This is a genomic window from Sphingobium sp. (assembly GCF_036170395.1).
GTDB lineage: Bacteria > Pseudomonadota > Alphaproteobacteria > Sphingomonadales > Sphingomonadaceae > Sphingobium.
In genome coordinates this window covers 12737-37937 of sequence record NZ_JAVHPD010000015.1, presented here as the reverse complement: position 1 = coordinate 37937, position 25201 = coordinate 12737, and the positions used below count along the sequence as shown (strand labels likewise).

The following is a 25201-nucleotide window of genomic DNA, read 5'->3' as shown; positions in this document are numbered from 1 at the left end:
GCAGGCGTGGGGGACGGAAGCGTGATCGCGCTATCGCCCTTTGCCGCCATCCTGCTGGGCGTGGTGCTGGCCGCATGGCTGGGCGCGGCGCTCTGGGCGCTGCTGAGCGGGCAGCGGATGCGGCGCGACGGAACCCAGGCGCAGGGCAAGCTCGATCGGCTGGCGGTGCTGCTGGCGTCCGCTCCGGCCGCGCCGGTGATCGTGCATCCCGACGGGCGGCTGGAGGCCGCCGACCGGCTCGCCAAATGGCTGGGCAAGGCGCGGGTGCCCAGTTTCCTGTCCGAACTGACCGATCCGCAGGGCGGGCTGGAGCCGGACGACGCCGCCGGGCTGGCGCGCGAGGTCGCTGCCGCCCAGCGCGCCGGGCGGAGCTTCGCGCTGCCGGTGCGGGGGCAGGGATCGTCGCGCCTGCTGCTGGTGCGCGGCGCGCCGGCAGGGCCGGGGCTGTCCGAAAGCGGCGGCGTGGTGCTGTGGATCTTCGACGCGACCGACAGTCAAGCGGAGATCGAATCGCTCAAGGGCCATGTGGCGCAGCTGCGCGACGCGCTGGAGGCCCTTGCGGGGCTGGTCGAGGCGGCGCCCTTCCCGATGTGGCATCGCACCCCCGACCTGCGCCTCAGCCTCGTCAACAGCGCCTATGTCCGGGCGGTGGATGGCGAGAATGCGGCGGAGGTCATCGCCAACGGCATCGAACTGGTCGAGGCGGCGGGCGGGGTCAGCCCGCAGGCGGCGGCGGCCGAGGCGGTAGCGCAGGACGCGCCAATGGATCGCATGGTCCCTGCCACGATCGACGGCGAGCGGCGGACGATGCGGGTGGTCGATGTGCCGCTGGGGCCGGCGGGCGTGGCGGGATACGCAGTCGATCACCATGCGCTGGAGCAGGCGCGGGTCGAGCATCGGCGGCTGGAAGCGGCGCAGCGCGATTTGCTCGATCGCCTGTCCGCCGGCGTCGCCCGCTTCGGCCCGGACCGGGCGCTGCGTTTCTGGAACCAGCCCTTCATGAGCCTGTTCGGGCTGCGGCAGGAGGCGCTGGCGGACGCGCCGTTGTTCGAGCGGGTGCTGGACCAGATGCGCGACGCGCGCCGGCTGCCCGAGCATCGCGATTTCCCGGCCTGGCGCACCGAGCGGCGCAACTGGTTCCTGTCGCCCGATCCGCAGGAGGAAAATTGGCTGCTCCAGGACGGCACGCATCTGCGCGTCTATGCTCAGCCTCTGCCCGATGGCGGGCTGCTGCTGATCTTCGAGGACCGGACGGAGCAGGTGCAACTGTCGAGCGCGCGCGACACGTTGCTGCGGGTGCGGACCGCGACGTTCGACAATCTGTTCGAGTCGATCGGTGTTTTCTCTGCCGACGGGCGGCTCCAGATGTGGAACAGCCGGTTCCGCACAGTCTGGGGCGCGACCGAGGAGTTGCTGGCGTCGCATCCGCGCATCGACGACCTGATGCGCGCGGTGCAGGAGAAGCTCGCCAAGCCGCAGCAGAGCAAGCTGGTGCGCGAACTGGTGCGCGCCGCCACGATCGAGCGCAAGCAGCGCGGGGGGCATGTGGGCTTTGCCGATGGTCGCATGTTCGAGTTCGCGGCGATCCCCCTGCCCGATGGCAATGCGCTCTTCACCATGCTGGACGTGACCGACAGCCGCCGGGTCGAGCAGATGCTGCGCGACCGCAACGAGGCGCTGGAGCAGGCGGACAAGGTCAAGACCGCCTTCGTCACCAATATGAGCTACGAACTACGCACGCCGCTCACCACCATATCGGGCTTCGCCGAGATGATGAGCGCAGGCTATGCTGGCGAGCTGAGTGATGCGGCGCGCGGCTATGTCGATGGCATTTTGCAGAGCACGGCGCGGCTTTCGATGCTGATCGACAATGTGCTGGACCTGACCCAGGGTGAGGTGGGGACGCTACCACTCGAGCGGGCGGTGGTCGATCTGGCGGCGCTGGCCCGCACCAGCGCGGAGCGGTTGAAGGCGGAGGCAACCGCCAAGGGGATCGATCTGGCGGTAACGATGCAGCCGACCCTCGGCACGGTGCAGGGCGATGCCCGGCGGATCGGGCAGGCGATCGACCATCTGCTGGAAAATGCCATCCGCTATTGCGGCAAGGGCGCGCGCATCCTGCTGCATGGCGACGGCGCGGCGGATCGGGCGCGGATCGTGGTGTCGGACGATGGGCCGGGCATCACCGTAACGCAGCAGAGTGCGATCTTCGATCCCGCGGTGCGGGCGGGGCAGGCGCGGAATGGGGGAAGGGCGGGCATCGGCCTGCCGCTGGCGCGCCAATTGGCGGAGGCGCATGGCGGGCGGCTGGAGCTGGTGTCCAAGCCGGGGCAGGGCACGATGGCGGTGATCGAGCTGCCGCGTGGCTGAGACCGTGCTGCACCTGCCCGACGAGGCGGCGATGCTGGCGCTCGGCGCGCGGATCGCGCCCCATGCGCGGATCGGCGACGTGATCGCCCTGGAAGGCGCCCTTGGCATGGGCAAGACGACGCTGGCGCGCGGCATATTGGCGGCGCTGGGGCTGGAGGGGGAAGCGCCGAGTCCGAGTTTCGCCATCGTCCAGCCCTATGACGTGCCCGAAGTCCGGCTGCCGGTGGCGCATGTCGATCTTTACCGCCTGGACGCGGCGGAGGAGGCCGAGGAACTGGCATTGGGCGACTATCTGATGGACAGCATGTTGCTGATCGAATGGCCCGACCGGCTGGGGGACGGGCTGTGGTCCCATGCGCTCCGCCTGACGATAGAGGATGCGGGCGAGGATGCTGGCGAGGGCGGGCGGCGCTTGACAGCGGACGTGCCGGACGCTTGGACGGAGCGATGGTCCCAGATATGATCCCGCCACCTGCCGCGCCCGCCTTCCTAGCCGACGCCGGCTGGGGCGCGGCCGCCATATTGCCGCTGGCCGGCGACGCCTCCTTCCGCCGCTATTTCCGCGTGGTGGAAGGCGGTCGGCGCGCGGTGCTGATGGACGCTCCGCCGCCGCATGAAGACCCGCGCCCGTTCATCGCCATCGCCGAGCATCTGAACGCCGACGGCTTTGCCGCGCCGCGCATATTGGCGCGTGACCTGATGCATGGGCTGGTGCTGATCGAGGATTTCGGCGACCTGCGCGTCAAGGAGCATCTGGACGCCGACCCGGAGGCGGAGCTGGCGACATATAAGCGGGCGGTCGATCTGCTGGTCGATCTGCACCGCAAGCCCGCCGCCGACCTGCCGCCCTATGACCGGGCGGTCTATCAGCGCGAGGCGGGGTTGCTGACCGACTGGTATTGCCCGGCAGCGGGGCTGGAGGTCGATGCCGACACTTATGTCCAGGCATGGGACGCGGTGCTGCCGGTTGTAGAACGGTCCGCTAGCCCGACCGTTACGGTGCTGCGCGATTACCATGCGGAGAATATCATGCTGATCGACCGGGCGGCGTCGCATGGCCTGGGGCTGCTCGACTTTCAGGACGCGCTGGCCGGGCATCCGGCCTATGATCTTGTCTCGCTGCTTCAGGATGCGCGGCGCGACGTGCCGGAGGCCGTGGAGGCGGCGATGCTGGCGCATTACAAGACGGCCGCGTCTCCGCCGCAGGATTTCGACGCGGCCTATGCGGTGCTCGGCGCGCAGCGGAACGCGAAAATCATCGGCATCTTCACGCGGCTCTGGAAGCGCGACGGGAAGCCGCGCTACCTCTCCTACCTGCCGCGCATGTGGGGGCTGCTGGAACGTGACCTGGCCCATCCCGCGCTGGCGCCGGTGGCCGACTGGTTCGCCGCCAATATCCCGGCGGACAAGCGGCATGAGGCGCTGGCGGAGTATGCGCCGGCATGATCGACACGGCGATGCTGATGGCGGCCGGGCTGGGGAAACGGATGCGGCCGCTGACCGCGACGCGGCCCAAGCCGCTGGTCAAGGTCGCGGGCAAGCCGCTGATGGACCATGCGCTCGACCGGCTGGAGGCGGGCGGCATCCGCAAGGTGGTGGTGAACGTCCATTATCTCGCCGACACGGTCGAGGCGCATCTGAGGGCGCGGCGGTGCGGCACCGAGTTCGTCGTGTCGGATGAGCGCGCCAAGCTGCTGGAGACAGGCGGCGGGCTGGTGAAGGCGAAGCCGCTGCTGGGCGACGGGCCGTTCGTCTGCGCCAACAGCGACAATCTGTGGATCGACGGGCCGCAGGAGACGCTGGGGATGATGCAGCGCATCTGGGATCCCGAGCGGATGGACGCGCTGCTGCTGGTCGTGCCGCTGGCGCGCGCGACCTGCCACAAGGGGCAGGGCGACTTTCATATGAGCCCGGATGGGCGACTTTCGCGGCGCAAGAGCGCGCATGTCGCGCCCTTCGTGTTCACCGGGGTGCAGATCATGAAGCCGTCGCTGATCGCCGATCCGCCCGGCGAGGTGTTTTCGACCAACATCTTCTGGAACCGCGCGATCGAGGCAGGGCGGTTGTACGGTGTCTCCCATCAGGGGCTGTGGTTCGATGTCGGCACGCCGCAGGCCATTCCGGTGGTGGAGTCGATCCTGACCCATGGGTGAGCGCGGCCGCCCGGCTTTGTTCACCATCCCCGCGCATCGCGCCTTTGCCGACGCGCTCGTCGCCGGGCTGCTGGCGCAGCATAAGGGGCAGATGATGGCGCTGGCGCAGGCGATGGTCCTGCTCCCCAACAACCGCGCGATCCGTGCCGTCAGCGACGCCTTCGTCCGGCAGTCGGGCGGCGGGCTGCTGCTGCCCCGGCTGGTCGCGATCGGCGACCCGGACCTGGGCGAGCAGGTCGGCGGCGCGCTCGACCCGCTGGGCGACGGAGATCCGGTGCCGCCGGCGATCGCGCCGATGCGGCGGCAGATGATGGTGGCGCGGCTGGTGCAGGCGGCGCGGCCGGGCACCGATGCAGGGCAGGCGTTGCAACTGGGGCAGGCGCTGGGCGCGGTGCTGGACCAGATGCAGGTCGAGCAGGTGGCGCTGTCCGCCTTGCGCGAGATCGACCTGAGCGCCGACCTGTCGCGCCACTGGCAGACGTCGCTGGCGATGTTCGAGATATTGATGGCGCAATGGCCCGAGGAACTGGCGCGGACGGGGTGCATTGACCTGGCCGAGCGGCGCAACCGGCTGTTTACGCGGCTGGCGGCGCGGTGGGGCGCGCATCCGCCGGCGGGATCGGTGGTCGCGGCGGGCATTTCAACCAGCGCGCCGGCCGTCGCGCGGCTGCTGCGCCGGATTGGGGAGATGCCGCACGGCATGGTGGTGTTTGCCGGACTCGACCAGCATATGGACGATGCGGCCTGGGAGGCGATCGGGCCGGGCGAGCCCGATCCTGTGACCGGCGCGCGCGCGGCGGGGCATGAGAGCCACCCGCAATATGCGCTCAAACGCCTGCTCCACGGCATGAGCGCGACGCGCGACGATGTGGCGCTGTGGCGCTGGGGCAGCGAGCATGACGCGCGGGCGGTGCGGGGGCGCAATATTTCCAACGCGATGCTGCCGCCCAGGCTGACGAGCCGATGGCGCGACCTCAAGACCGCCGATCGGTCGCTAGCCGGGGTCGAGGCGCTGGAAGTGGCGACACCGGGCGAGGAGGCGCAGGCGATCGCCATCGCGCTGCGCGAGGCGCTGGAGACGCCGGGGCGGACGGCGGCGCTGGTGACGCCCGACCGGCAGCTGGCGACGCGGGTGTCGGCCCATCTGCGGCGTTGGGGGATAGAGGCGGACGATTCGGCGGGCCAGCCCTTGTCGCGCCTGCCGCCCGGCACTTTGCTGATCGCCATGGCGGAGGCCGTGGCGGAGCGGTTCGCGCCGGTGCCGCTGCTGACCTTGCTCAAGCATCCGCTGGTGATGCGGGGCGAGGGCCGGCTTGGCTGGCTCGAGGGGGTGCGTGCGCTCGATCTGCTGCTGCGGGGGCCGAGGCCGCAGGCGGGACTGGAGGGAATCGACCTTGTTCTGCGACCGCGCGAGGATGATCGGAAACGGGCGGTGCGGGAGGCGGCGCGGGCGTGGTGGCCAAAGGCGCGGGCGCTGCTGGAGCCGCTGGAGGCGGCCTTTGCCGGCGACACCGATCTGGGAGGGCAGCTTGCGGCCTTGCGCGAAGGGGCAAGCGCGCTGTCGGGCGAGGCGGTGTGGGCCGGGCATCAGGGCCATGCCGCGGCCGACCTGTTCGCCGAGATGGAGGCCGCCGCGCCGGAGGGGCCGCAATCGGCCGATCCGCGTGGCCTGCCGGCGATGCTCGACCATCTGCTCGGAGGTGTTTCGGTGCGGCCGCCCCAGGGCGGGCATCCGCGCATTGCCATATTGGGGCTGATCGAGGCGCGGCTGGCGCAGGCGGACCTGATGATCCTGAGCGGCCTCAACGAAGGCACCTGGCCTGGCCTGCCCGCGCCCGATCCCTGGCTGGCGCCGCGCATCCGGCGGGAGTTGGGCCTGCCGGGGCTGGAGACTCGCATCGGGCTGGCGGCGCATGATTTCGCCAGCGCGCTCGGCGCGCCGCATGTCCTCATCACGCGGGCGCGGCGGGGGAGCGGCGGGCCGGCGGTGGCGTCGCGCTTCTGGCTGCGGCTCAAGGCCATGGCGGGGCCGCAGTGGAAGACGGCGGAGCGCTATGCGGCGCTGGCGCGGGCGATCGACGCGCCAGAAGCCTATCGGCCGGCGACGCGGCCTGCGCCGGCTCCGCCGGCGGCGGCGCGGCCGAAGGTCATTCCCGTCACCGATGTCGACCGGCTGAAGGCCGATCCCTTCGCTTTCTATGCCCGACGGGTGCTGCGGCTGGCGCGGCTCGATCCGGTGGATGCCGATGCGGGGCCGGCGTGGCGCGGGACGGCGGTGCATGAGATTCTCCAGAAATGGGCGGAGGCCGGGACGCTGGACCCCGCCGATCTGGAGAAGCGCGCCCGCGCGATGTTCGACCAGCCGCAGGTGCATCCGTTGCTCAAAGCGCTGTGGCAACCGCGTCTGATCGAGGCGGTGCGCTGGATCGCCGCCGAGGTGGCCAAAGACAAGGCCGAGGGGCGGATCATATTGGCGGTCGAGAAGGAAGGGCGGGCCGAGGTAGCGGGTGTGACCTTGATGGGCAAGGCCGACCGGATCGACCGGCTGGCGGACGGGCGGATCGGCATCATCGACTATAAGACCGGTAAGCCGCCGAGCGCGCGCCAGGTGAAGGCGGGCTTTTCGCTGCAACTGGGGCTGCTGGGGGTGATCGCGGAGCTGGGCGGGTTCGACGGGATTGGTCGGGCCGAAGCGGGCGACTTCGAATATTGGTCGCTGGCCAAGAAGGGGGACCAGTTCGGTTATCGGGAGCGGCCGGTCGATCCGATGGGCCGGCGCGACAAGATCGTCACCGACAGCTTCACCGCCCATGCCCATGAGCATTTCGAGGGCGTCGCCAACGATTATCTGCTGGGCGGCGCGCCGTTCCGCGCGGAGATCAATCCCGAGGTCGCGAGCTATGGCGACTATGACCAGCTGATGCGGCTGGAGGAATGGTATGGGCGCGACGATGGCTAGGAAACCCGCGCCGCTCCAGAAACTGCTCGGCGATCAGGCGCACGCCGCCGCACCGCACGCGCATGTGTGGCTCTCCGCGTCGGCGGGGACGGGCAAGACCCATGTGCTGACGGCGCGGGTGTTCCGCCTGCTGCTTCAGGGGGTGCGGCCGGAGAATATCCTGTGCCTGACCTTTACCAAGGCGGGCGCGGCGGAGATGGCCGACCGCATCCATGACCGGCTCGCCGCCTGGGTGCAGATGGACGGCCCCGCGCTGGCGGCGGACCTGATGGCGCTCGGCGAGAGCCACGATCCCGACATGCAGGATCAGGCGCGGCGTCTGTTCGCAGAGGTGCTAGAATCGACCGGCGGTGGGCTGCGTATCCAGACCATCCATGGCTTTTGCCAGCAATTGCTGACCGCCTTTCCGCTGGAGGCGGAGCTTGCCCCCGGCTTTCGCCCGCTCGACCAGCGCGAGCAGTCGGCGCTGGCGCGGCAGGCGCTCGCCGATCTGGTGGTGGCGGCGCAGGAGCAGGGGGACGAGGCGCTGTTCGGCGCGCTCCAGGCGCTCAGCCTGCGGCTGGGCGAGGGCGGGGCGGAGCAGTTCCTGCTGCGCTGCGCCGCAAGGGGTGAGGCGCTGGACGGGCTGCCCGAGGCGATCCTGCCTTGGCTGGCGGCGGAACTTGAACTGCCGGACGGCGACATCGACGCCTGGCTGGCGGAGCAATGCTGCGACGATCTGTTCGACATGGCGTCGCTCGATCGCGTGGTGCGGGCCAATCGCGACTGGGGCAAGGGGCGCGGGCTGGAGCGGTGCGACCGGATCGCGGCGTGGTGCGCGCTCGATCCGGCGGGTCGGGCGGCAGCGTTGGCGGAGCTGCACCGCGCCTGGGCGAAGGCGGACGGGGATTTTCTCGACAGCAAGGGCTATGTGCCGGGCGTCGAAGGCTATAGCGAGATGGCGCGGCGGCTTTATGACGGGTGCGGCGCGCTGATCGCGATGAAGCTGCGGGCGGATTATGCCGGTAGCCTCGCGCAGGCGCTTCATGCGGGGCGGGCCTATGCGCGGGCCTATGGCGAGGCGAAGCGGCTGGCGGGGGCGGTCGATTTCGACGATCTGATCGCGCGCACCGCCGCGTTGCTGGAGCAGCCGGGGATCGCGGAGTGGATCCGCTACAAGCTCGACCAACGGATCGACCATATCCTTGTCGATGAGGCGCAGGACACCAATGCGGCGCAGTGGCGGATCGTGCGGACGCTGGCGGAGGAGTTTTTTGCGGTCGAGCGGGAGCCGGGGCAGAAGGTTCGCACCATCTTCACGGTGGGCGATTTCAAGCAGGCGATCTTTGGCTTCCAGGGCACCAGTCCCGCCAATTTCGCGGCGGCGCAGCTCCTGTTCGAGCGGGATGCGGAGGGGGCGGGGCATGACTTCTTCAACCTCTCGCTCGATCGCAGTTTTCGATCCACTCCGGCGGTGCTCGACGTGGTCGACCAGACCATCGCCTTTCTGCGCGGCGAGCGGCTGGGGCTGGGAGAAGGCGAGGTGCGGCATCTGAGCGCCAACCGCCATCCGGGCGAGGTCATGCTGTGGCGGCCGGTGGTCGCCAACGTCAGCGAGGAAGCCGAGGGCGAAGAGGATTGGGCCGACGATCAGGAGCGGGTGCTGGCGCAGCGGATCGCGCGGCAGATCAGGCAGTGGATCGACGACGGGCTGATGCTCGAAAGCCGGGGGCGGCCGGTGCGCGCGGGCGATTTCATGATCCTGGTGCGGCGGCGGAGCGAGCTGGCGCGGCTGATCGTTGCGCGGCTTTACGAGGAGAATGTCGCGGTTGCGGGGATCGACCGGCTGCGGCTCAATGCGCCGCTGGCGGTGCGCGATCTTCTCGCCGCGCTGCGCTTCGCGGTGCAGCCCGAGGATGAGCTGAACCTCGCCGCTCTGCTGGTATCGCCGCTGATCGGGTGGACGCAGGATGAGTTGATGACCCGGCTGATCGGGCGGCGGACGGGGCTGTGGCAGCATCTTAACCAGACGGTCGATCCGGCTTTGCTCGCGCCCTTGCGCGACCTGCTGGCGGTGGCGGATTTCACGACGCCCTATCGCTATCTAGAGGCGATATTGTCCGGGCCGATGGACGGGCGACGGCGGCTGATCGAGCGATTGGGGGCGGAGGCGGCGGACCCGATCGAGGAATTGCTCAATGCCGCGCTGGCGTTCGAGAGCGACGATCATCCCTCGCTCCAACGCTTCATCGACTGGTTCGACCGGGGCGAGGTGGAGATCGTCCGCGACGCGGCGGCGGCAGGCGAGATGCTGCGGCTGCTGACGGTGCATGGGGCGAAAGGGTTGCAGGCGCCGATCGTGATCCTGGCCGATGCCTGCATCGATCCCGATGCGGGCAACCGCGCCGACATGCTGGAGTGGAACGGCCTGCCGATCCTGCCGCCGCGCAAGGCCGAGCGGCAGGGGCCGATCGGCGAGGTCGCCGAGGCGGCGGCGAAGGTCGAGCGGGAGGAGCATTGGCGGCTGCTCTACGTCGCGCTGACGCGGGCTGAGGAGAGGCTGGTGGTGGCGGGGTCGCTGGGGCCGCGCGCCAAGGGCGAGGTGAAGCCCGAAAGCTGGTATGCGGCGGTCGAAGGGGCGATGGTCGCGCTAGGCGCGGAATGGCACGCCGATCCGCTGTGGAATGCCGTGCGGCGCTGGCGCGGGCATGAGCAATTGACGCCAAGTGGAACAGCGAGTGGGACAGCTGAATCGCCATTTGCGGTCGAGCTGCCCGGCTGGTTGCGGCTCCCCGCGCCGGTGGAAGCGCGCCCGCCCCGGCCGCTCGCGCCGTCGTCGCAGGTGGAGGATGATGTGCCCAATCCGCCGCCCACCCCCGCGATGCGGGCGGCAGCGGAGCGGGGGCGGTGGCTTCATGCGCTGTTCGAGCGGCTGCCCGACCTGCCGCCGGAGCGCCGGCGCGCGGCGGCCGATCGTTGGCTGACCCAGCAGGGGCTGGCCGATGAGAGCGAGCGGACCGGTATTGTTTCGCAGGCGTTACGAATCATCGACGCGCCCGACCATGCCGCTTTGTTCGGCCCCGATGCGCTCGCCGAAGCGCCGATCGCGGCGGTGGTGGGGGAGGCGGTGATCGCGGGGACGGTGGATCGCCTGTGCATCGGGCCGGATCGGGTGCAGATCGTCGACTTCAAGACCGGGCGGGTCGCGCCGATGACGCTGGAGGAAGTGCCGGCCGCCCATGTGCGGCAGATGGCGGCCTATGTCGCGGCGCTGGGCGTCATCTTCCCCGATCGGGCGATCGAGGCGGGGCTGCTCTATACCAGCGCGCCGCGCCTCATCACCCTGCCGCCCGACCTGCTCGCCCGGCACAAGCCCGGCTATGTGGCGGCGCAGGAGAATTTGCCGCTCCCGCCCGTTGAGGCGGGGCTGCGTCCATCCTAGATATTGCCCCGACATAAGGAGATCATCGCCATGGCGACCAAGGCAGTTACCGACCTCAGCTTCAAGCAGGACGTTATCGACAGCGACAAGCCCGTGCTCGTCGATTTCTGGGCCGAATGGTGCGGCCCGTGCAAGATGATCGGCCCGGCGCTGGAGGAAATCAGCGAGGAACTGGCGGACAAGGTGACGATCGCCAAGATCAACATCGACGAGAATCCCGACGCGCCCGGCCAATATGGCGTGCGGGGCATCCCGACGATGATCCTGTTCAAAAATGGCGAAGCCGCCGCGACCAAGGTGGGCGCTGCCCCCAAGAGCGCGCTCAAGGGCTGGATCGAGAGCGTATTGTGATTGGCTTTCCCCCGTGCATGGCCTAATTTGCCGTCATGGTAGCCGGCATCGGACATAATCGGGGGAACGACCGTATGTATGCGATCGTGTTCGATCTCGACACTACTATTCTGCAAAATGCCTATCACGCGCCGTCATGGACCAACGCCTCTTCGGATATCCGAAAGGTATTGGAAGCGCGGGGCTTTGAGTGGCAGCAGGGGTCGACCTATTTCGGCAACGATCGGGTGACGCCCGTCGATTGCGTGCTGGCCGTGCAGGAGCTGCGGCGCACCTATAGCTGGTTCAAGCCGTCGGTTCGCGACATTCGCATGTTGCGGATCGAGGAGAATAACGACCTCGGCCCGGCGATCGAGTAGATCAACGAAACAGCGCCTCCGCTGCCGCTTCCCACAGGCGCGGGGACGAGGCGGCGAGGAGCCCTCGACGGGGGTCGCCGACGCGGTAGGGGGTGCCGTCGAGCCGTTGGCAGAGGCCGCCCGCTTCGTTGACGAACAGCGTGCCCGCCGCATGATCCCAGGGCAAAGTCCGGGCGAAGACCGACAGGTCATTCTGCCCCAGCACGATACGCGGATATTGTTCGGCGGCGCAGCGGGGGATATCGACCAGGGTGAAGCGGTCCCGAGACCGGCGCTGGATATCGGCGCGTTCTTTAGGCGGCATGAAATAGACGGCCAGCGCGGCGATCGGCAGCGGTTCGCCGCTTTCGCGCGCCTGTATCCGCTGCCCTTCGATGAAGCTGCCGCCATTGCGCAGGGCGTGGCAAAGGCGGCCGGTGAGTGGGTCCAATATCCAGCCGGCGAGGATCGTTCCCGCGTCCGCCAGCACGACCATGATGCCAAAGGGCGGGTTGCCGCTGGCGAAATTGCCCGTCCCGTCGATCGGGTCGATGATCCAGTTCAGCCCGTCTCCCGCCCGGTCGAGAATGGCGGGATCGGCCGCGCAGGCTTCTTCGCCGATGATGCCAGCGTCGGGCAGGATCGCGGCCAGTCCTTCGGCCAGCGCGATCTCGCTTTCTTTGTCGGCGATGGTGACATAGTCATCGGCCGCCTTCTCGCTGATCTCATGCGCGGCGAGGTTGCGGTAGCGGGGCATGACGATGTCGCGCCCGACCTGCCGCATCAGCGCCGCGACCGGTTCGTGGAGGCCGGCGGCCATCAGCTGCGATAATCCGCGTTGATCGAGATATAGCCGTGGGTCAGGTCGCAGGTCCAGATCGTCGCGCGGCCTTCGCCAAGGCCGAGGTCCACGCCGATGACGATCTCCTGCCCCTTGAGATGCGCCGCGACGGGGGCTTCGTCATAGCCTTCGACCGCGAGGCCGCCGGTCGCCACCTGGGTCGCGCCGAAGCGGATCGAGAGCTTGTCCCGGTCGGCCGGTTCGCCCGCTTTGCCGATCGCCATGACGACGCGGCCCCAATTGGCGTCCTCGCCGGCGAGGGCGGTCTTGACCAGCGGCGAATTGGCGATCGAGAGGCCGATGCGGTGGGCGCTGTCGTCGCTGGTTGCGCCCTCGACGGTGATTTCGATGAACTTGGTCGCCCCTTCGCCGTCGCGCACGACCAGATGGGCGAGCTGGCGGCAGAGGTCGGCAAGGGCGGCAGCGAAGGCGTCGGCACCGGGATCGTCCATCGAGGTGAGGACGGCGTTGCCCGCCTTGCCGGTGGCGAAGGCCAGCACCGTGTCGCTGGTTGAGGTGTCGCTGTCCACGGTGATGCAGGAGAAGCTGCGCTTGTTGGCGGCGGAGAGCATCGCTTGCAGCAGCGGGGGATCGATCGCGGCGTCGGTGAAGATATAGCCGAGCATCGTCGCCATGTCGGGCGCGATCATGCCGGAGCCTTTTATGATGCCCACCAGCTCGACGCGCGTGTCGCCGATCAGGGCGGAGGCGTGGGCGCCCTTGGGATAGGTGTCGGTGGTGCCGATCGTGGTGGCCGCTTCCTCCCAGCCGCACGGGGCTGCGGCGAAAGCGGCGTCTAGCCCTGCCTCCGCCTTGTCGACCGGCAGCGGCACGCCGATCACGCCGGTCGAGGAGACGAACACGTCGGACGGCAGGCAGTCGAGATGATTGGCTACCCGGGCGGCGATCGCCTCCACCGCCGCGCGGCCGCGATGGCCGGTGAAAGCATTGGCATTGCCGGCATTGACGACGAGCGCGCGCGCCTGCCCCAGGGGAATGGCGTCGCGGCACCATTCGACTTCGGGCGAGGGGCATTTGCTCTGGGTGGTGACGCCCGCGACGACCGTGCCGGGCGCTAGCTCGGCATAGGTGAGGTCGCACCGCTCCCACGCCTTATATCCCGCGCGCGCGACGCGGAGCGTGACGCCGGCGATGTCGGGCAGGGCAGGGAAGGCGGCGGGGGCGAGGGGGGAAGGGGTCGTCATGGCGGCGGGGATGAGGGAATTAGCCGGCCGCGTCAATCCGCCGACGCGGCTGGATGCCTGGCGGGCAGGTTCCGGCTGCACACGGACATAGAGCCGGCCGATGCGGTCGGGCATCATGAGCAGGCGATAGCCGCGCCGCTGCGCATAGAGTGCCAGCGCCCGATCGACATTGGCCGGGAGCTTTGCCGTGCCCTGTTCATAGCCGACCAATATGGCTTCGGGCCGATCGCGGTCGAGATCGGCGAGCGTTGCGGGGGTCAGCATGCGCAGGCGGCGCGCGCGGTCAGGCCTGACGGTCCAGCCGGTGCGGTAGGCGAAGGGACCGGTTGCGAGGCGCGGATCGAGCGTCAGGCCGCTGTCGATCATCAGATGGGGCGAGAGGGTCACTAGCTCATCGTCGCCGGTCAGCGCCCGGACCTGCCGCCCGGCCCAGTCGGCGTCCGCTGCCGCCGCCAGCACCGGCGAGCCGCGCGTCGCCATGCGCGCCAGATCGCGCACCGATGGCAAGAGGCCCGGCACGGCCGAGAGGCAAAGGAGGGCCAGCATCGCCCGCCGACGAGGCTGGCTCCACCGGCGCGCATCGTCCAGCACATAGCCGAGCGCCAGCGCCAGCGGCGGGAGCAGCGGCATCAGATATTGAAGCTGAGCCGGGGTCGGCAGCGCCGCGCCGATCAGCCCGCCAATGGTCATCCAGAGCGCCAGCCGACGACCCTGCGCGTGCCGCCGTCGCCCGGCTGCGGTCCAGCAGATCGTCGTCAGCAACAGGCCGAGCAGCGCCGGGCCGCGCGCCATATATCTAAGGAGATCGACCAGCTTCTCGCTCCAGGCCAGTTCATGACCTGCGCCGTTAAGAGCGAACCAGGCGTGCGGCGCGGTCGCGCCATAGGTCAGGACGCCGTAGAGGAAGGCGTCGGGCGCGTTCGCCCACGCGACCAGCGCCGGCAGCAAGCCGATCCCGCCGCCGAGCGCCAGCCACGCGGCGCTCCGCAGCCTGCCCGGCCCGCCATGCGCCAGCACGAACAGGCCGGCGGCCAGGGCCAATGGCGCGAAATTGAGCTTGGCCGACAGGGCGAGCCCCAGGCATAGCCCCGCCGCGATCCAGCGCGCGGGATCGCCGCGCCGCAGCGCCAGCAGCAGCGCCGCCATCCCCATCGCGACGAGCAATGTCGGCAGCATGTCGTTGCGAACCACTCCGGCGGCGAACTGGAAGGCGGCGGTGGCGGCGACCAGCATGGTGGCGGTCAGGGCGCTGCGGCGCGATATGCCCGCGATCCGCTGCGCCCCCCACAGCGCCGCCAGCGTTGCGACCGCGAGCGCTGCGGTCGCTAGCCGCATCGCCAGCAGGATATGGGCCGGGAAAGCCAGGGTGAGGGGCGCGAAGGCCCAGGCGTGGAGGGGCGGTTGCAGGTAAAGATAGTCGCGGAAGATGGTCAGCCGGGCCGCGAAATAGGCGCCGGCGACATATTGGCTCTCATCATGGTTGAAGCGGGTGGCGAGCGCCAGCAGCCCGAACCAGAGCGGGATCAGCGACAGGATGCCGGCGGCGATCCATGGCCCGCGTCGCTTTATGCGGGGCAGCGCCGACAATGGCTCCATGCCCAATACCCCCTTTCCCTCAGGCGATCGACGCCCCTGTCGTCACCCTGTCCGGCGACTGCCTCGATCGCCGAGCGCTAAATCCGAACCACCTCCATTCGGTTCGAGTAGCCCCTTCTAGCGAAGTCGAGCAAGCGTATCGAGAACGCTCGCGCAACCCTTCTCGACAGACGGTTCTCGACTTCGCTCGAACCTGCTCAAAGCGAACGGGTCAGATAGAAGGCTCGGCACTCTAGACGGAGCTACCCTGTCGGTTCCGTCCCGGCCTGCTGGACGAAACAGGTGACATTTTCATGCCAGCGACGAGCGGCCTGCCTATGCCAGCCCGTGGCTGTCCGCGCTTCGATTGACTATCCTCCGCGCCCTCCCTAAATCGCCGCGCATATCCGCGTGCGCGTCCGGCAAGGGGCGACGCTTCCTCATGGGTCAGGAAATTGCATGTTCGGCGCACTCGCCAAGTCCATCTTCGGATCGTCCAACGAACGCTATGTGAAGTCGCTGGGCAAGCTGGTCGACAAGATCGCCTCTTTCGAGCCGGCGATCCAGGCGATGAGCGACGAGGAACTGGCGGCGCAGACGGTGCGGTTCCGCGAGCGGCTGAGCGCGGGCGAGACGCTGGACGATTTGCTGCCCGAAGCCTTCGCGACGGTGCGCGAAGCGTCCGTCCGGGTGCTCGGGATGCGGCATTTCGACGTGCAGATGGTGGGCGGCATCGTGCTCCATCGCGGCGAGATCGCGGAAATGCGGACCGGCGAGGGCAAGACGCTGGTGGCGACGCTCGCTACCTATCTGAACGCGCTGGAGGGCAAGGGCGTCCATGTCGTCACGGTGAACGACTATCTCGCCAGCCGCGACTGCGAGTGGATGGGGCAGGTCTATCGGTTTCTGGGCCTGACCACCGGGGTGATCGTGCCGAACCTCTCCGAAGAGCAGCGGCGCGAAGCCTATAATGCCGACATCACCTACGCGACGAACAACGAACTCGGCTTCGACTATCTGCGCGACAATATGAAATATGATCGCGCATCTATGGTCCAACGGCCGTTCAACTATGCGATCGTGGACGAGGTGGACTCGATCCTGATCGACGAGGCGCGCACCCCGCTCATCATCTCCGGCCCAACCGACGACAAGTCCGAACTCTATGTGTCGGTCGATCACATCGTGAAGCAGATCGCCGAGAGCGATTATGAGAAGGACGAGAAGCAGCGCAGCGTCACGCTGACTGAGGAAGGCACCGAGAAGATCGAGCGGATGCTGGAGGAAGCAGGGCTGCTCCAGGGCGCGAACCTCTATGATTTCGAGAATACCGCCGTCGTCCACCATGTGAACCAGGCGCTGCGCGCGAACGTGATGTTCCGGCGCGACATCGACTATATCGTCAAGGACGGCAAGGTCATCATCATCGACGAGTTCACCGGACGCATGATGGACGGGCGGCGCTGGTCGGACGGGCTGCACCAGGCGGTGGAGGCCAAGGAAGGCGTCCAGATCGAGCCGGAGAACCAGACGCTCGCCTCCATCACCTTCCAGAATTATTTCCGCATGTATCCCAAGCTGTCGGGCATGACCGGCACGGCCGCGACCGAAGCGACCGAATTCTACGAAATCTACAAGATGAACGTCGTCACCATCCCCACCAACAAGCCGGTGCAGCGGGTGGACGAGGATGATGTGTTCTACAAGAATCTGGAGGACAAGTTCCGCGGCATCGCGCGCACGATCAAGGACCATGCCGAAAAGGGCCAGCCGGTTCTGGTCGGCACCGTGTCGATCGAAAAGTCCGAACTGCTGTCCGAATTCCTCAATCAGGAAGGGGTGAAGCACGCCGTGCTCAACGCCCGCTTCCACGAGAGCGAGGCGCATATCGTCGCGCAGGCGGGGCGCAAGGGCGCGGTGACGATCGCCACCAACATGGCCGGGCGCGGCACCGACATCAAGCTGGGCGGCAACCTGGAGATGCGGGTCGAGGACGAACTGCGCGATGTGCCCGAGGGGCCGGAGCGCGAGGCGGCGATCAAGCGGATCGAGGCGGAGATCGAGGCGGAGAAGCAGGAGGTGTTGGCTGCCGGCGGCCTGTTCGTTCTGGCGACCGAGCGGCATGAGAGCCGCCGCATCGACAACCAGCTGCGCGGCCGTTCCGGTCGTCAGGGCGACCCCGGCCTGTCGCGCTTCTACTTGAGCCTTGACGATGATCTGATGCGCATCTTCGGGCCGGACACGATGTTCGCCAAGATGATCCGATCCAACCTGGAAGATGGCGAGGCGCTGCCGCCGTCCAAATGGCTGAGCAAGGCGATCGAGACCGCGCAGAAGAAGGTCGAGGCGCGCAATTACGATATCCGCAAGCAGGTCGTCGAATATGACGACGTGATGAACGACCAGCGCAAGGTGATCTACGAGCAGCGCAGCGACATCATGGACGCTTCGACCGTGGATGATGTCGTAACCGACATGCGGCACGAGACGGTCAATGACCTGGTCGGCGCATCCTGCCCGCCCGGCACCTATCCCGAGCAGTGGGACATGGAGCGGCTGAAGGCGCGCACCGCCGAGATATTGGGGCTGGAGCCGGACTTCGACGCCTGGCTGGCCGAGGATCAGGTCGATCCCGAGATGATCGAGGAGCGGCTGACCGCGCTCGCCGATGCGGCGATCGCCGAGAAGCTGGGCGAAATCGACACCGACAGCTGGCACATGATCGAGAAGTCGATCCTGCTCCAGAGCCTGGACCATCACTGGAAGGAGCATCTGGCGACGCTCGACGCGCTGCGGCAGGTCGTTCACCTGCGCGCCTATGCCCAGAAAACGCCGATCAACGAATATAAGCAGGAAGCCTTCGCCCTGTTCGAGCGGATGCTGGAGAATATCCGCGAGGATGTGACGGGCTCCATCGCGCGGGTGCAGTTCCGCATGGAGCAGCCGCCGCTCGAGGCGTTCGCGCTGCCGGTGCTGCCCGACTTCATCACGACGCACATCGATCCTTTTTCGGGCGAGGACAATAGCGCGGACATCGATGCGGAGTCGTTCGGCGGCGTCACCACCACGTTGCCGCGCGGCCCGGTGGGCGCGGGCGCGGCGGGCGAGTTCGCCAATCTCGACATCAGCCGCAACGCGCCTTGCCCGTGCGGATCGGGGCAGAAATACAAGCATTGCCACGGCGCGCTGAGCTAACGGTTGGTTAACCGCCTTTGCTCATCGGACATTAGGTTTTTCTGCCGACTCTGATCGCTGGTCCCCGGGGGCAGACCGGGAGAAGGGCAATGGACAGCGTATCTTACCGGGCGAGAGCCGAGCGGCGGCGCGAAAGCCGTTTCGCCGCCGAGATCGACGCGACCCTGAGCTGGGGCGGGATCAGCCAGCCGGTGCTGATCCGCAACATCTCCATCTATGGCGCGCTGCTGACCGGGCAATGGCTGCCGGCGGTGGGCGAGCGCGTCACGCTGATCGCGCAGGGGCTGGAGGTGATCGGCACGGTGATCTGGGAAGGGCCGGACCGGTGCGGGCTGCTGCTGGCGCGGGAGGTCGATCCGGTTGCGGTCATCGGGCAATCGGGCGTTCACAAGGAGGAGCGGCCGACGATCACGCTGCATCGGGTGGGGCCGGGGCGTTATGCGTGATCGTCCGAGCGGCGGGTCAGGAGATGAATCCAAGCCCCCAATGCCGGACGAGGACCATGACCAGGGCGAAGAGGATCATGAGCAGGGCAAGGCCGAGCTGCTGCTTCCGGCGCGCGCCACCCCGCCGGCGGCGTGTGGCGGGTATCATCAGGGTTCGCACGATGTTGCGGAGCAGCGGTTCGATCATGGATCAGCTATGCGCCATGCCGGCGCTGCCGCTGATCGCTTCGACGGGAGCCGATCATCCTGCTCAAGGCTTCCAATAGAGGTCGCTGGCCAGCGCGGACGCTGGCACCTGCCGGCTGGCGACGCTCGCCGGGCGGGCGTTGCTATAATCCTCGCACAAGGTCATGACCCAGTGGTGGCGCTCGCCGGTGCGCGGGTTGGACAGTTCGCGCAGGTAGGCCTCCCCGCCGCCGACTGCGCTTTCCCTGAGCGCAGACGAATAGGTGATAGTGGGCAGTTGCGGAGCGCTGCACCGGCCGCGCGCGGCAAGCTGGCTTCCCAGCGTCGCAACGCTCTTGCCGTCCTTGCGGGCGAAGTCCTCGCGGGTCCATTTCTCCCAGCGCGAGATGCCGAATTCCCGCGTCCAGTAGGTGCGTTCCATCTGCATCGCGTTGCCCGGAGAAAGACCGTCGGGCGCGGTCTGGGCGAAGTGGCTGGAAATGATCGCGCGCATCGTCCGGTTGGATTTGAAGGTGAAGGGCTGGACGGTCCAGCTGGTCAGCGCCTGGCGGAAGCGGGTGGGGCAGCTTCCCATCTTCACATTCGCCGCGCCCTTCGCCATCGCCCCGTCGAACACGCCGACGCCGCTCTCGCCCGCGGCCGGAACCTGCGCCGGCGCGATCACCCAGCTGCGGAAAAAGCGGCGGGAGGATGAGGGGTTCGCCCGGCACAGGCTGGACTGAAAGGCGGACAGCGATACCGGGCTGTAACTGCCCATGATGAAGCCATAGCGGTCGTCCGCCCACTGGATCGACGCGCCGTCCTGCGCCGTGGGGGCGTCGCTCAATTCCTCCCGCGCGGCGCGGGTCGAGCATCCGGGGCGCCTGATCGTGCTGCTGACGATGCGGGTGACGCCGCCGCGCGCCACCGGCATGTTGGTCTTGTCGATAGTGCCGCTATCGCCGCAACGGCTGCCCGGATAGCCGAAATTGTGGAGCATATAGGGCGGCGTTTCTCCCGCCCGAATGTCGCGGCGGCGGGTGCATCGGGCGTCGCCGGGGATCATGCCGGGGATGACGGCGCCGCTGCCATCGACGCACACGTCCATGGTCATGAAATCGAGGATCGCCGGCAGGGGCGCTCCGGCAGGCGCGGCGGCGGCTCGTCCGCCCGAAGCAGGGGCTTGGGCATAGCCGGTCGTCTGCGCCTGCGGCGCGCTACGCGGGTCAGCCGCATCGACCGATTCGGACGCCGAGCAAGCGGCGACATTGCCGATTGCAGACACGCACCCCATCAACAGCCAGACCTTATGCATCAGGCGCCTTCCATCTCCATGGTTCGAGCGCTTAAACCCGCTCCATCGGGCTGGCGTTCCGCCACATCCCGCGCTTGCTTGTCAAGCAGCGGGGTGATGCGTTTCAGGCGATGCGTGCCGGATCAGTCGGATGGGCGATCGGCCGCCAGCGCCTGCCGCCAGGCCAGTTCCGCCATGGCGGGAAACGCCTCTGCGCGGCTCTTCGCCTCCGCATTGACGGCGGTGCCGCGCAGATAGCGGCCCTTGATTCCGTGGATGATGGCGGCGAAGCGGAAGAAGTTGAACGCCATAGCGAAGGCATAGCCGGGCAGGGCGTCGCGGCCGCTATGCCGGCAATAGGCGGCGACATAGGCGTCTTCCGGGGGAATATTGAGCGCGTCGAGATCGGCCCCGGCGAGACCCGGCACGATCAGCGGCGGCATCCGGTACATCATCGCATGATAGGCAAAGTCCGCGAGCGGGTGTCCAAGGGTCGAGAGTTCCCAGTCGAGCACCGCCAGAACGCGCGGTTCGGTGGGATCGAAAATCATGTTGTCGATGCGAAAGTCGCCATGAACGACCGCCGTTTCTTCGCCGGCAGGGATGCGCGAGGGCAGCCATTCGATCAGCCGATCCATGTTCGGGTCGCGCCCCGCCGCCTCATCCTCCAGATATTGCCGCGACCAGCGCGCGATCTGACGGGCGAAATAATCGGCCGGACGGCCATAGTCGGAGAGACCGGCGGCCTGATGATCAAGGCCGTGCAACTGCGCGATGGTCCGGTTCATCGCGTCGAAATAGGCCGGGCGATCAGCGGCGGCGATGTCCGGCAGGCGCGCGTCCCAGAAGATGCGGCCCTGGACATGGTCCATGACATAGAACCAGCTGCCGATGACGGCGGCATCGACGCACAGGCCGAAGATGCGGGGCACCGGGAAGCCTGCGTCATAGAGCGCGGAGATCACGCGCGCTTCCCTGTCGACGGCGTGCGCGCCCTTGAGCGTCTCGCCGGGCGGCTTGCGGCGCAGCACATAGGTCCGTGTCGGCGTGGTGAGGAGATAGGTCGGGTTGGACTGGCCGCCCTTGAACTGGGAGAGGGTGAGCGGGCCGCGAAAGCCCTCCACCCGGTCCGCCATCCAGCCGGCGAGCGCGCCGACGTCGATCTCCATGCCCGGCCGCACCGCCGTGACGCCGGTCTGCGCGGCGATGTCGAAGCTCATCGCGGGTCAGCCGCGTGGGCGCGCTTGATCTTCTTGGCGAGCGACCATTTATGCACCTCCGTCGGGCCGTCATAGATGCGGAAGGCGCGGGTTTCGCGGAAGGCAAGCTCGACGATGGTGTCGCCCGAGACGCCGGTGCCGCCCATCAGCTGGACGCAGCGATCGGCGACCCGGAACAGCGCTTCGGACACCGCGACCTTCGCCATCGAGCTTTCGGCCGTTCCGAGATTGCCGCTATCGAGCACGTCGGCGCACCAGTCGATCATCAGTTCCGCCTGCTTGAGGTCGATCATGTTGTCGCCCAGCATGAAGCCGACCCCTTCATGGTCGATCAAGGGCTTGCCGAAAGCGTGGCGACGGCAGGCATAGGCCGACGCGATCTCCTGCGCGCGGGTCACAAGCCCGTGCCAGCGCATGCAGTGGGACAGGCGCGCCGGGCTGAGGCGGACCTGCGCATAGTGGAACCCCTCGCCAGCACGGCCGAGCATCTGATCCGCGGGCAGGCGCAGATCCTCAATCTCTATTTCCGCGTGGCCGCCCGGCATGGAGCTGTCGATGGTGTCGATGACGCGCAGCGTTCGGATCGCGGGATCGGGCAGGTCGGTAAGGAACATGCAGGCGCCTTCCTCCGCCTTTGCCATGATGATGCCGACCTTGGCCCCTTCGGCCCCGGTAATGAACTTCTTGCGGCCGGAAATGACCCAGTGATTGCCGTCCCGGCGGCAGACCGTCCGCATCATCGACGGATCGGACCCGGCGCCATTCTCGTCAGCCGGCTCGGTCATGAAGAAGGCGGAGCGCGCCTCGCCCCGCACCAGCGGTTCGAGGAAGCGGGCCTTCTGTTCGGGCGTCGCGACCTTGCCCAGCAGATACATATTGCCTTCGTCCGGGGCCGCCGTGTTGCAGGCGAGCGGCCCGAGCGGCGACAGGCCCGTCATCCGCAGCACCCGCGCCGTATCGCGCTGCGACAGATGGCTGCCGTCCGCGCGGATGTGCGGCGTGAGCACGCCCGCCGCGCGCGCCGCGCCCCGAAGCTCCATAATGAGCGGGTCCGGTGGGCCATGGCTGGCCCGCCCGATTTGCCCTTCAAACGGGATGACGGATTCCCGGACGAAATGCTCGACGCGCTGCGCCAGCTCCGAAACAGCTTCAGCCACGCCGCGCTCCGCCTATTCCGCCGCCACCGATGCCGGCTGCTCCGCCGTGCCGTCCTGCTCGTCGCGGAGCATTTTTTCGCGGAAGCGCCGTACCCGCACCGCGCCCGAATCGCAGGGCAGGATGACAGGGCGCAGCGACCAGAATTCCCGCTCCGCCATATTTTCCTGCACCCGGGCGATCATCGGTTCATCCTCGGTCTCGAACGCATAGACCAGCCCTTCCTCGATCGCGCGGGTCGCCTCGTCATTGCCCATCATGTAGTTGCGGAAATTCTTGATGAAATAATAGGTCTGGTTGGGGCCGGCGGGCGTCAGAATCTGGCCCGAGCAGAAAAGCGCCCCTTCGTCCCTGGGTCGGCCGGTCGGGACGACGCCGATGTCGAGATAGAAGCTCGCCGGCGCGTGCCAGCGAATGTCGAGCCAGAAGTCGATGCGCTGGTCGGCGGGGCAGGCGCCGCTGTCGACGAAGATTTTCGGCGGCTCGCCGTCGCGACCCAGCCGGTCGCACCAGATCGCGTCGCCTTCGTGCCGGACCGCCGTTTCCCCCGGCACCAGCGTGTCGTTGCCCAGCGTCGTCGCATGGGTGAAGGCGACATGGCTGAGATCCATGAGATTGTCGGTGATTAGTTCATAATTGAGCGGCATGCTGATGGTGAGGCCGCGCGTGTAGCTATAGCGATCGTCGCTATCCAGCATCGAGAAATCGGGAATGCGGTCCGCATCCGCCTTGTCGGCATCGCCCATCCAGATCCAGGCCATGCCATAGCGTTCCACCAGCGGATAGTTGCGCACCACCGCGCCCGGCGGGATCACGTCGCCATGGGGGTTGTGGGTGCAGACGCCGCTCTTGTCGAAGCGCAGGCCGTGATAGAGGCAGCGTATCTCATCGCCCACAAGGCTACCCATGCTGAGCGGCGAGAAGCGGTGCGGGCACATGTCGGCCAGAGCGACCGCTTCCCCCGCTTCGGTCCGGTAGAGCACGACCGGCTGTTCGATGATCTTGCGCGACAGGGGCGTGCGGCCGATGTCCGCGCTCCACCCCGCCGCATACCAGACATTCTTCAGATATTGCATGATGCCTTGCCTTCCATCCATGCTGATGCCGGCCAGAATAGGCCTCGCGACCGCGTGCGATCTGATCCCCCCGTAGGATTATGCCTTCGCGAGCGTGACCAGCAGCGTGAGATTGAGCGTGATGATGATCGCGGCCACGCTCCAGGCGACGACCCGCACCCACCGCGCTGTCACGAACCGCCCCATCAGGCGCGAGTCGCCGGTGAACTGCACCAGCGGGACGACCGCGAAGGGCAATTGGAGGCTGAGGATCACCTGGCTCAGCACCAGCAGCTGGGTCGTGCCGCTGCTGCCGTAGAGAGCGGCGACGGTCGCCGCCGGGATGATCGCGAGCAGCCGGGTGACCAGCCGCCGCAGCCAGGGCGGCAGCCGCAGGTTGACGAACCCCTCCATCACGACCTGACCGGCAAGGGTGGCGGTCACGGTCGAATTCTGACCCGATGCGAGCAAAGCGACGGCGAACAAGGTGGACGCCGCGCCGACGCCCAATATCGGCGCGAGCAGCTGATAGGCCTGCTGGATTTCCGCCACCTCGCCATGGCCGGTCTCGTAGAAGGCCGCTGCGGCGAGGATCAGGATCGAGGCATTGATGAAGAAGGCGAGTCCGAGAGCGATCGTGCTGTCGATGGTCGCATAGCGGATCGCGATGCGCGTCCCTTCCTCCGTCCGCTCGAAGCGCCGGGTCTGGACGATCGACGAGTGGAGATAGAGATTGTGCGGCATGACCGTCGCGCCCAATATGCCGATCGCGATGTAGAGCATGGCCGGGTTCGTCGCGATCTCCGGCGAGGGGATCAGCCCTGCCGCCATCGCGCCGAGCGCGGGCTGCGAGAGTGCAAGTTCGACCGCGAAACATCCCGCGATGATGATGAGCAGCGCGACGATGAACGCCTCCAGATAGCGGAAGCCCAGCGTCTGAAGATACAGGATCACGACCACGTCGAAGGCGGTCAGCGTTATGCCCCAGACCAGCGGGATGCCGAACAGCAGGTTGAGCGCGATGGCGGTGCCGATCACCTCCGCAATGTCGCAGGCGACGATGGCCGCTTCGCAGATCAGCCACAATGCGATGTTGACCGGGCCGCTGTAGCGCGCGCGGCACGCCTGGGCGAGATCGAGCCCGGCGACGATCCCGAGCCTTGCCGCGAGCGATTGCAGCAGCATCGCCATAAGGTTCGAGATCAGGATGACCGACAGCAGCCTATAGCCGAAGGCCGATCCGCCGGCGAGGTCGGTCGCCCAGTTGCCCGGGTCCATATACCCCACGGCGACGAGATAACCCGGGCCGCTGAAGGCCGCGAGACGCCGCCAGAAGCGCGCCGGCCCCATGGGGACGGCGACGCTGCGGTTGACTTCGGGCAGGCTGGGCCGCCTTCCGGGGAAATCCGCGCCTGGCAGAAGGGCGTCGGCGGAAGAGGGGGGCGGTGGCGACATCGG

At 67.9% G+C, this 25201-nt stretch carries 18 protein-coding genes and 1 pseudogene; 10 read left to right on the top strand and 9 right to left on the bottom strand.

The features are described 5' to 3' along the window. The first annotated feature begins 24 nt into the window (after positions 1 to 24). The 8 genes from V2B31_RS05770 to V2B31_RS05735 are packed head-to-tail and all read left to right on the top strand — an operon-like array spanning position 25 to position 11613. Complete coding sequence (locus V2B31_RS05770; RefSeq protein ID WP_328276436.1) at positions 25 to 2370, top strand: PAS-domain containing protein; 2346 nt, start codon at positions 25 to 27, stop codon at positions 2368 to 2370. Further along, entirely contained in the window at positions 2363 to 2833 is a 471-nt protein-coding gene (tsaE, locus tag V2B31_RS05765; RefSeq protein WP_328276293.1) for a tRNA (adenosine(37)-N6)-threonylcarbamoyltransferase complex ATPase subunit type 1 TsaE, read from the top strand. Before V2B31_RS05770 ends, tsaE begins: the two co-directional genes overlap by 8 nt. After that, positions 2830 to 3816: an aminoglycoside phosphotransferase family protein gene (locus tag V2B31_RS05760; RefSeq protein ID WP_328276289.1), complete on the top strand. Its 987-nt coding sequence runs from the start codon at positions 2830 to 2832 to the stop codon at positions 3814 to 3816. The genes tsaE and V2B31_RS05760 overlap by 4 nt, the downstream gene beginning before the upstream one ends. After that, entirely contained in the window at positions 3813 to 4523 is a 711-nt protein-coding gene (locus V2B31_RS05755) for a nucleotidyltransferase family protein (RefSeq protein WP_328276287.1), read from the top strand. The genes V2B31_RS05760 and V2B31_RS05755 overlap by 4 nt, the downstream gene beginning before the upstream one ends. Then, positions 4516 to 7482 (top strand): double-strand break repair protein AddB, encoded by a 2967-nt coding sequence (gene addB / locus V2B31_RS05750; protein WP_328276285.1) that lies wholly within the window; start codon positions 4516 to 4518, stop codon positions 7480 to 7482. The genes V2B31_RS05755 and addB overlap by 8 nt, the downstream gene beginning before the upstream one ends. After that, positions 7463 to 10903: a double-strand break repair helicase AddA gene (gene addA, locus V2B31_RS05745; RefSeq protein WP_328276284.1), complete on the top strand. Its 3441-nt coding sequence runs from the start codon at positions 7463 to 7465 to the stop codon at positions 10901 to 10903. The genes addB and addA overlap by 20 nt, the downstream gene beginning before the upstream one ends. Before the next feature lie 30 nt (positions 10904 to 10933). After that, a complete protein-coding gene (gene trxA, locus V2B31_RS05740) occupies positions 10934 to 11254 on the top strand; it encodes a thioredoxin (RefSeq protein WP_328276283.1) in 321 nt (106 codons plus the stop codon). Between the two features lie 35 nt (positions 11255 to 11289). Next, positions 11290 to 11613, top strand: coding sequence for a virulence factor (locus V2B31_RS05735; protein WP_328276281.1), 324 nt, complete (start codon positions 11290 to 11292; stop codon positions 11611 to 11613). Position 11614: 1 nt separating this feature from the next. On the opposite strand, the gene V2B31_RS05730 is transcribed toward V2B31_RS05735, so the two are convergent. From V2B31_RS05730 to V2B31_RS05720, 3 genes and pseudogenes are all read right to left on the bottom strand, one after another. Further along, positions 11615 to 12412, bottom strand: coding sequence for an inositol monophosphatase family protein (locus tag V2B31_RS05730; protein ID WP_328276279.1), 798 nt, complete (start codon positions 12410 to 12412; stop codon positions 11615 to 11617). Further along, positions 12412 to 13638, bottom strand: coding sequence for a bifunctional glutamate N-acetyltransferase/amino-acid acetyltransferase ArgJ (argJ, locus tag V2B31_RS05725; RefSeq protein ID WP_328276434.1), 1227 nt, complete (start codon positions 13636 to 13638; stop codon positions 12412 to 12414). The genes V2B31_RS05730 and argJ overlap by 1 nt, the downstream gene beginning before the upstream one ends. A gap of 936 nt (positions 13639 to 14574) precedes the next feature. Further along, positions 14575 to 15234, bottom strand: a pseudogene (locus tag V2B31_RS05720) (glycosyltransferase family 39 protein); the annotation flags it as partial. 438 nt (positions 15235 to 15672) lie between these two features. On the opposite strand from V2B31_RS05720, the gene secA reads away from it, so the two are divergent. Further along, complete coding sequence (gene secA / locus V2B31_RS05715) at positions 15673 to 18408, top strand: preprotein translocase subunit SecA (protein WP_328276277.1); 2736 nt, start codon at positions 15673 to 15675, stop codon at positions 18406 to 18408. An 89-nt stretch (positions 18409 to 18497) separates the two neighbouring features. After that, positions 18498 to 18854, top strand: coding sequence for a PilZ domain-containing protein (locus tag V2B31_RS05710; protein ID WP_328276274.1), 357 nt, complete (start codon positions 18498 to 18500; stop codon positions 18852 to 18854). 16 nt (positions 18855 to 18870) lie between these two features. Here V2B31_RS05710 and V2B31_RS05705 read toward each other — a convergent pair whose 3' ends face one another. From V2B31_RS05705 to V2B31_RS05680, 6 genes are all read right to left on the bottom strand, one after another. Continuing rightward, a complete protein-coding gene (locus V2B31_RS05705) occupies positions 18871 to 19041 on the bottom strand; it encodes a hypothetical protein (protein WP_328276272.1) in 171 nt (56 codons plus the stop codon). A gap of 63 nt (positions 19042 to 19104) precedes the next feature. Continuing rightward, positions 19105 to 20334 (bottom strand): hypothetical protein, encoded by a 1230-nt coding sequence (locus tag V2B31_RS05700; protein WP_328276270.1) that lies wholly within the window; start codon positions 20332 to 20334, stop codon positions 19105 to 19107. A 122-nt stretch (positions 20335 to 20456) separates the two neighbouring features. Beyond that, positions 20457 to 21533 (bottom strand): phosphotransferase, encoded by a 1077-nt coding sequence (locus V2B31_RS05695; RefSeq protein WP_328276268.1) that lies wholly within the window; start codon positions 21531 to 21533, stop codon positions 20457 to 20459. Further along, positions 21530 to 22690: an acyl-CoA dehydrogenase family protein gene (locus V2B31_RS05690; RefSeq protein WP_328276266.1), complete on the bottom strand. Its 1161-nt coding sequence runs from the start codon at positions 22688 to 22690 to the stop codon at positions 21530 to 21532. The genes V2B31_RS05695 and V2B31_RS05690 overlap by 4 nt, the downstream gene beginning before the upstream one ends. A 12-nt stretch (positions 22691 to 22702) precedes the next feature. Further along, positions 22703 to 23764, bottom strand: a complete 1062-nt coding sequence (locus V2B31_RS05685; RefSeq protein WP_328276263.1) for an aromatic ring-hydroxylating dioxygenase subunit alpha — start codon at positions 23762 to 23764, stop codon at positions 22703 to 22705. A gap of 78 nt (positions 23765 to 23842) precedes the next feature. Beyond that, positions 23843 to 25198 (bottom strand): Nramp family divalent metal transporter, encoded by a 1356-nt coding sequence (locus V2B31_RS05680; RefSeq protein ID WP_328276261.1) that lies wholly within the window; start codon positions 25196 to 25198, stop codon positions 23843 to 23845. Positions 25199 to 25201 lie beyond the last annotated feature (3 nt).

What these genes read in the sequence shown, in the direction of transcription:
- trxA (WP_328276283.1), top strand. Translation starts at nt 10,934, where the DNA reads ATGGCGACCAAGGCAGTTACCGACCTCAGCTTCAAGCAGGACGTTATC.
- V2B31_RS05685 (WP_328276263.1), bottom strand. Translation starts at nt 23,764, where the DNA reads ATGCAATATCTGAAGAATGTCTGGTATGCGGCGGGGTGGAGCGCGGAC.
- addA (WP_328276284.1), top strand. Translation starts at nt 7,463, where the DNA reads ATGGGCGCGACGATGGCTAGGAAACCCGCGCCGCTCCAGAAACTGCTC.
- V2B31_RS05680 (WP_328276261.1), bottom strand. Translation starts at nt 25,198, where the DNA reads ATGTCGCCACCGCCCCCCTCTTCCGCCGACGCCCTTCTGCCAGGCGCG.
- V2B31_RS05730 (WP_328276279.1), bottom strand. Translation starts at nt 12,412, where the DNA reads ATGGCCGCCGGCCTCCACGAACCGGTCGCGGCGCTGATGCGGCAGGTC.
- V2B31_RS05755 (WP_328276287.1), top strand. Translation starts at nt 3,813, where the DNA reads ATGATCGACACGGCGATGCTGATGGCGGCCGGGCTGGGGAAACGGATG.
- secA (WP_328276277.1), top strand. Translation starts at nt 15,673, where the DNA reads ATGTTCGGCGCACTCGCCAAGTCCATCTTCGGATCGTCCAACGAACGC.
- argJ (WP_328276434.1), bottom strand. Translation starts at nt 13,638, where the DNA reads ATGACGACCCCTTCCCCCCTCGCCCCCGCCGCCTTCCCTGCCCTGCCC.
- V2B31_RS05760 (WP_328276289.1), top strand. Translation starts at nt 2,830, where the DNA reads ATGATCCCGCCACCTGCCGCGCCCGCCTTCCTAGCCGACGCCGGCTGG.
- V2B31_RS05705 (WP_328276272.1), bottom strand. Translation starts at nt 19,041, where the DNA reads ATGATCGAACCGCTGCTCCGCAACATCGTGCGAACCCTGATGATACCC.
- V2B31_RS05695 (WP_328276268.1), bottom strand. Translation starts at nt 21,533, where the DNA reads ATGAGCTTCGACATCGCCGCGCAGACCGGCGTCACGGCGGTGCGGCCG.
- addB (WP_328276285.1), top strand. Translation starts at nt 4,516, where the DNA reads ATGGGTGAGCGCGGCCGCCCGGCTTTGTTCACCATCCCCGCGCATCGC.
- V2B31_RS05700 (WP_328276270.1), bottom strand. Translation starts at nt 20,334, where the DNA reads ATGCATAAGGTCTGGCTGTTGATGGGGTGCGTGTCTGCAATCGGCAAT.
- V2B31_RS05735 (WP_328276281.1), top strand. Translation starts at nt 11,290, where the DNA reads ATGGTAGCCGGCATCGGACATAATCGGGGGAACGACCGTATGTATGCG.
- V2B31_RS05710 (WP_328276274.1), top strand. Translation starts at nt 18,498, where the DNA reads ATGGACAGCGTATCTTACCGGGCGAGAGCCGAGCGGCGGCGCGAAAGC.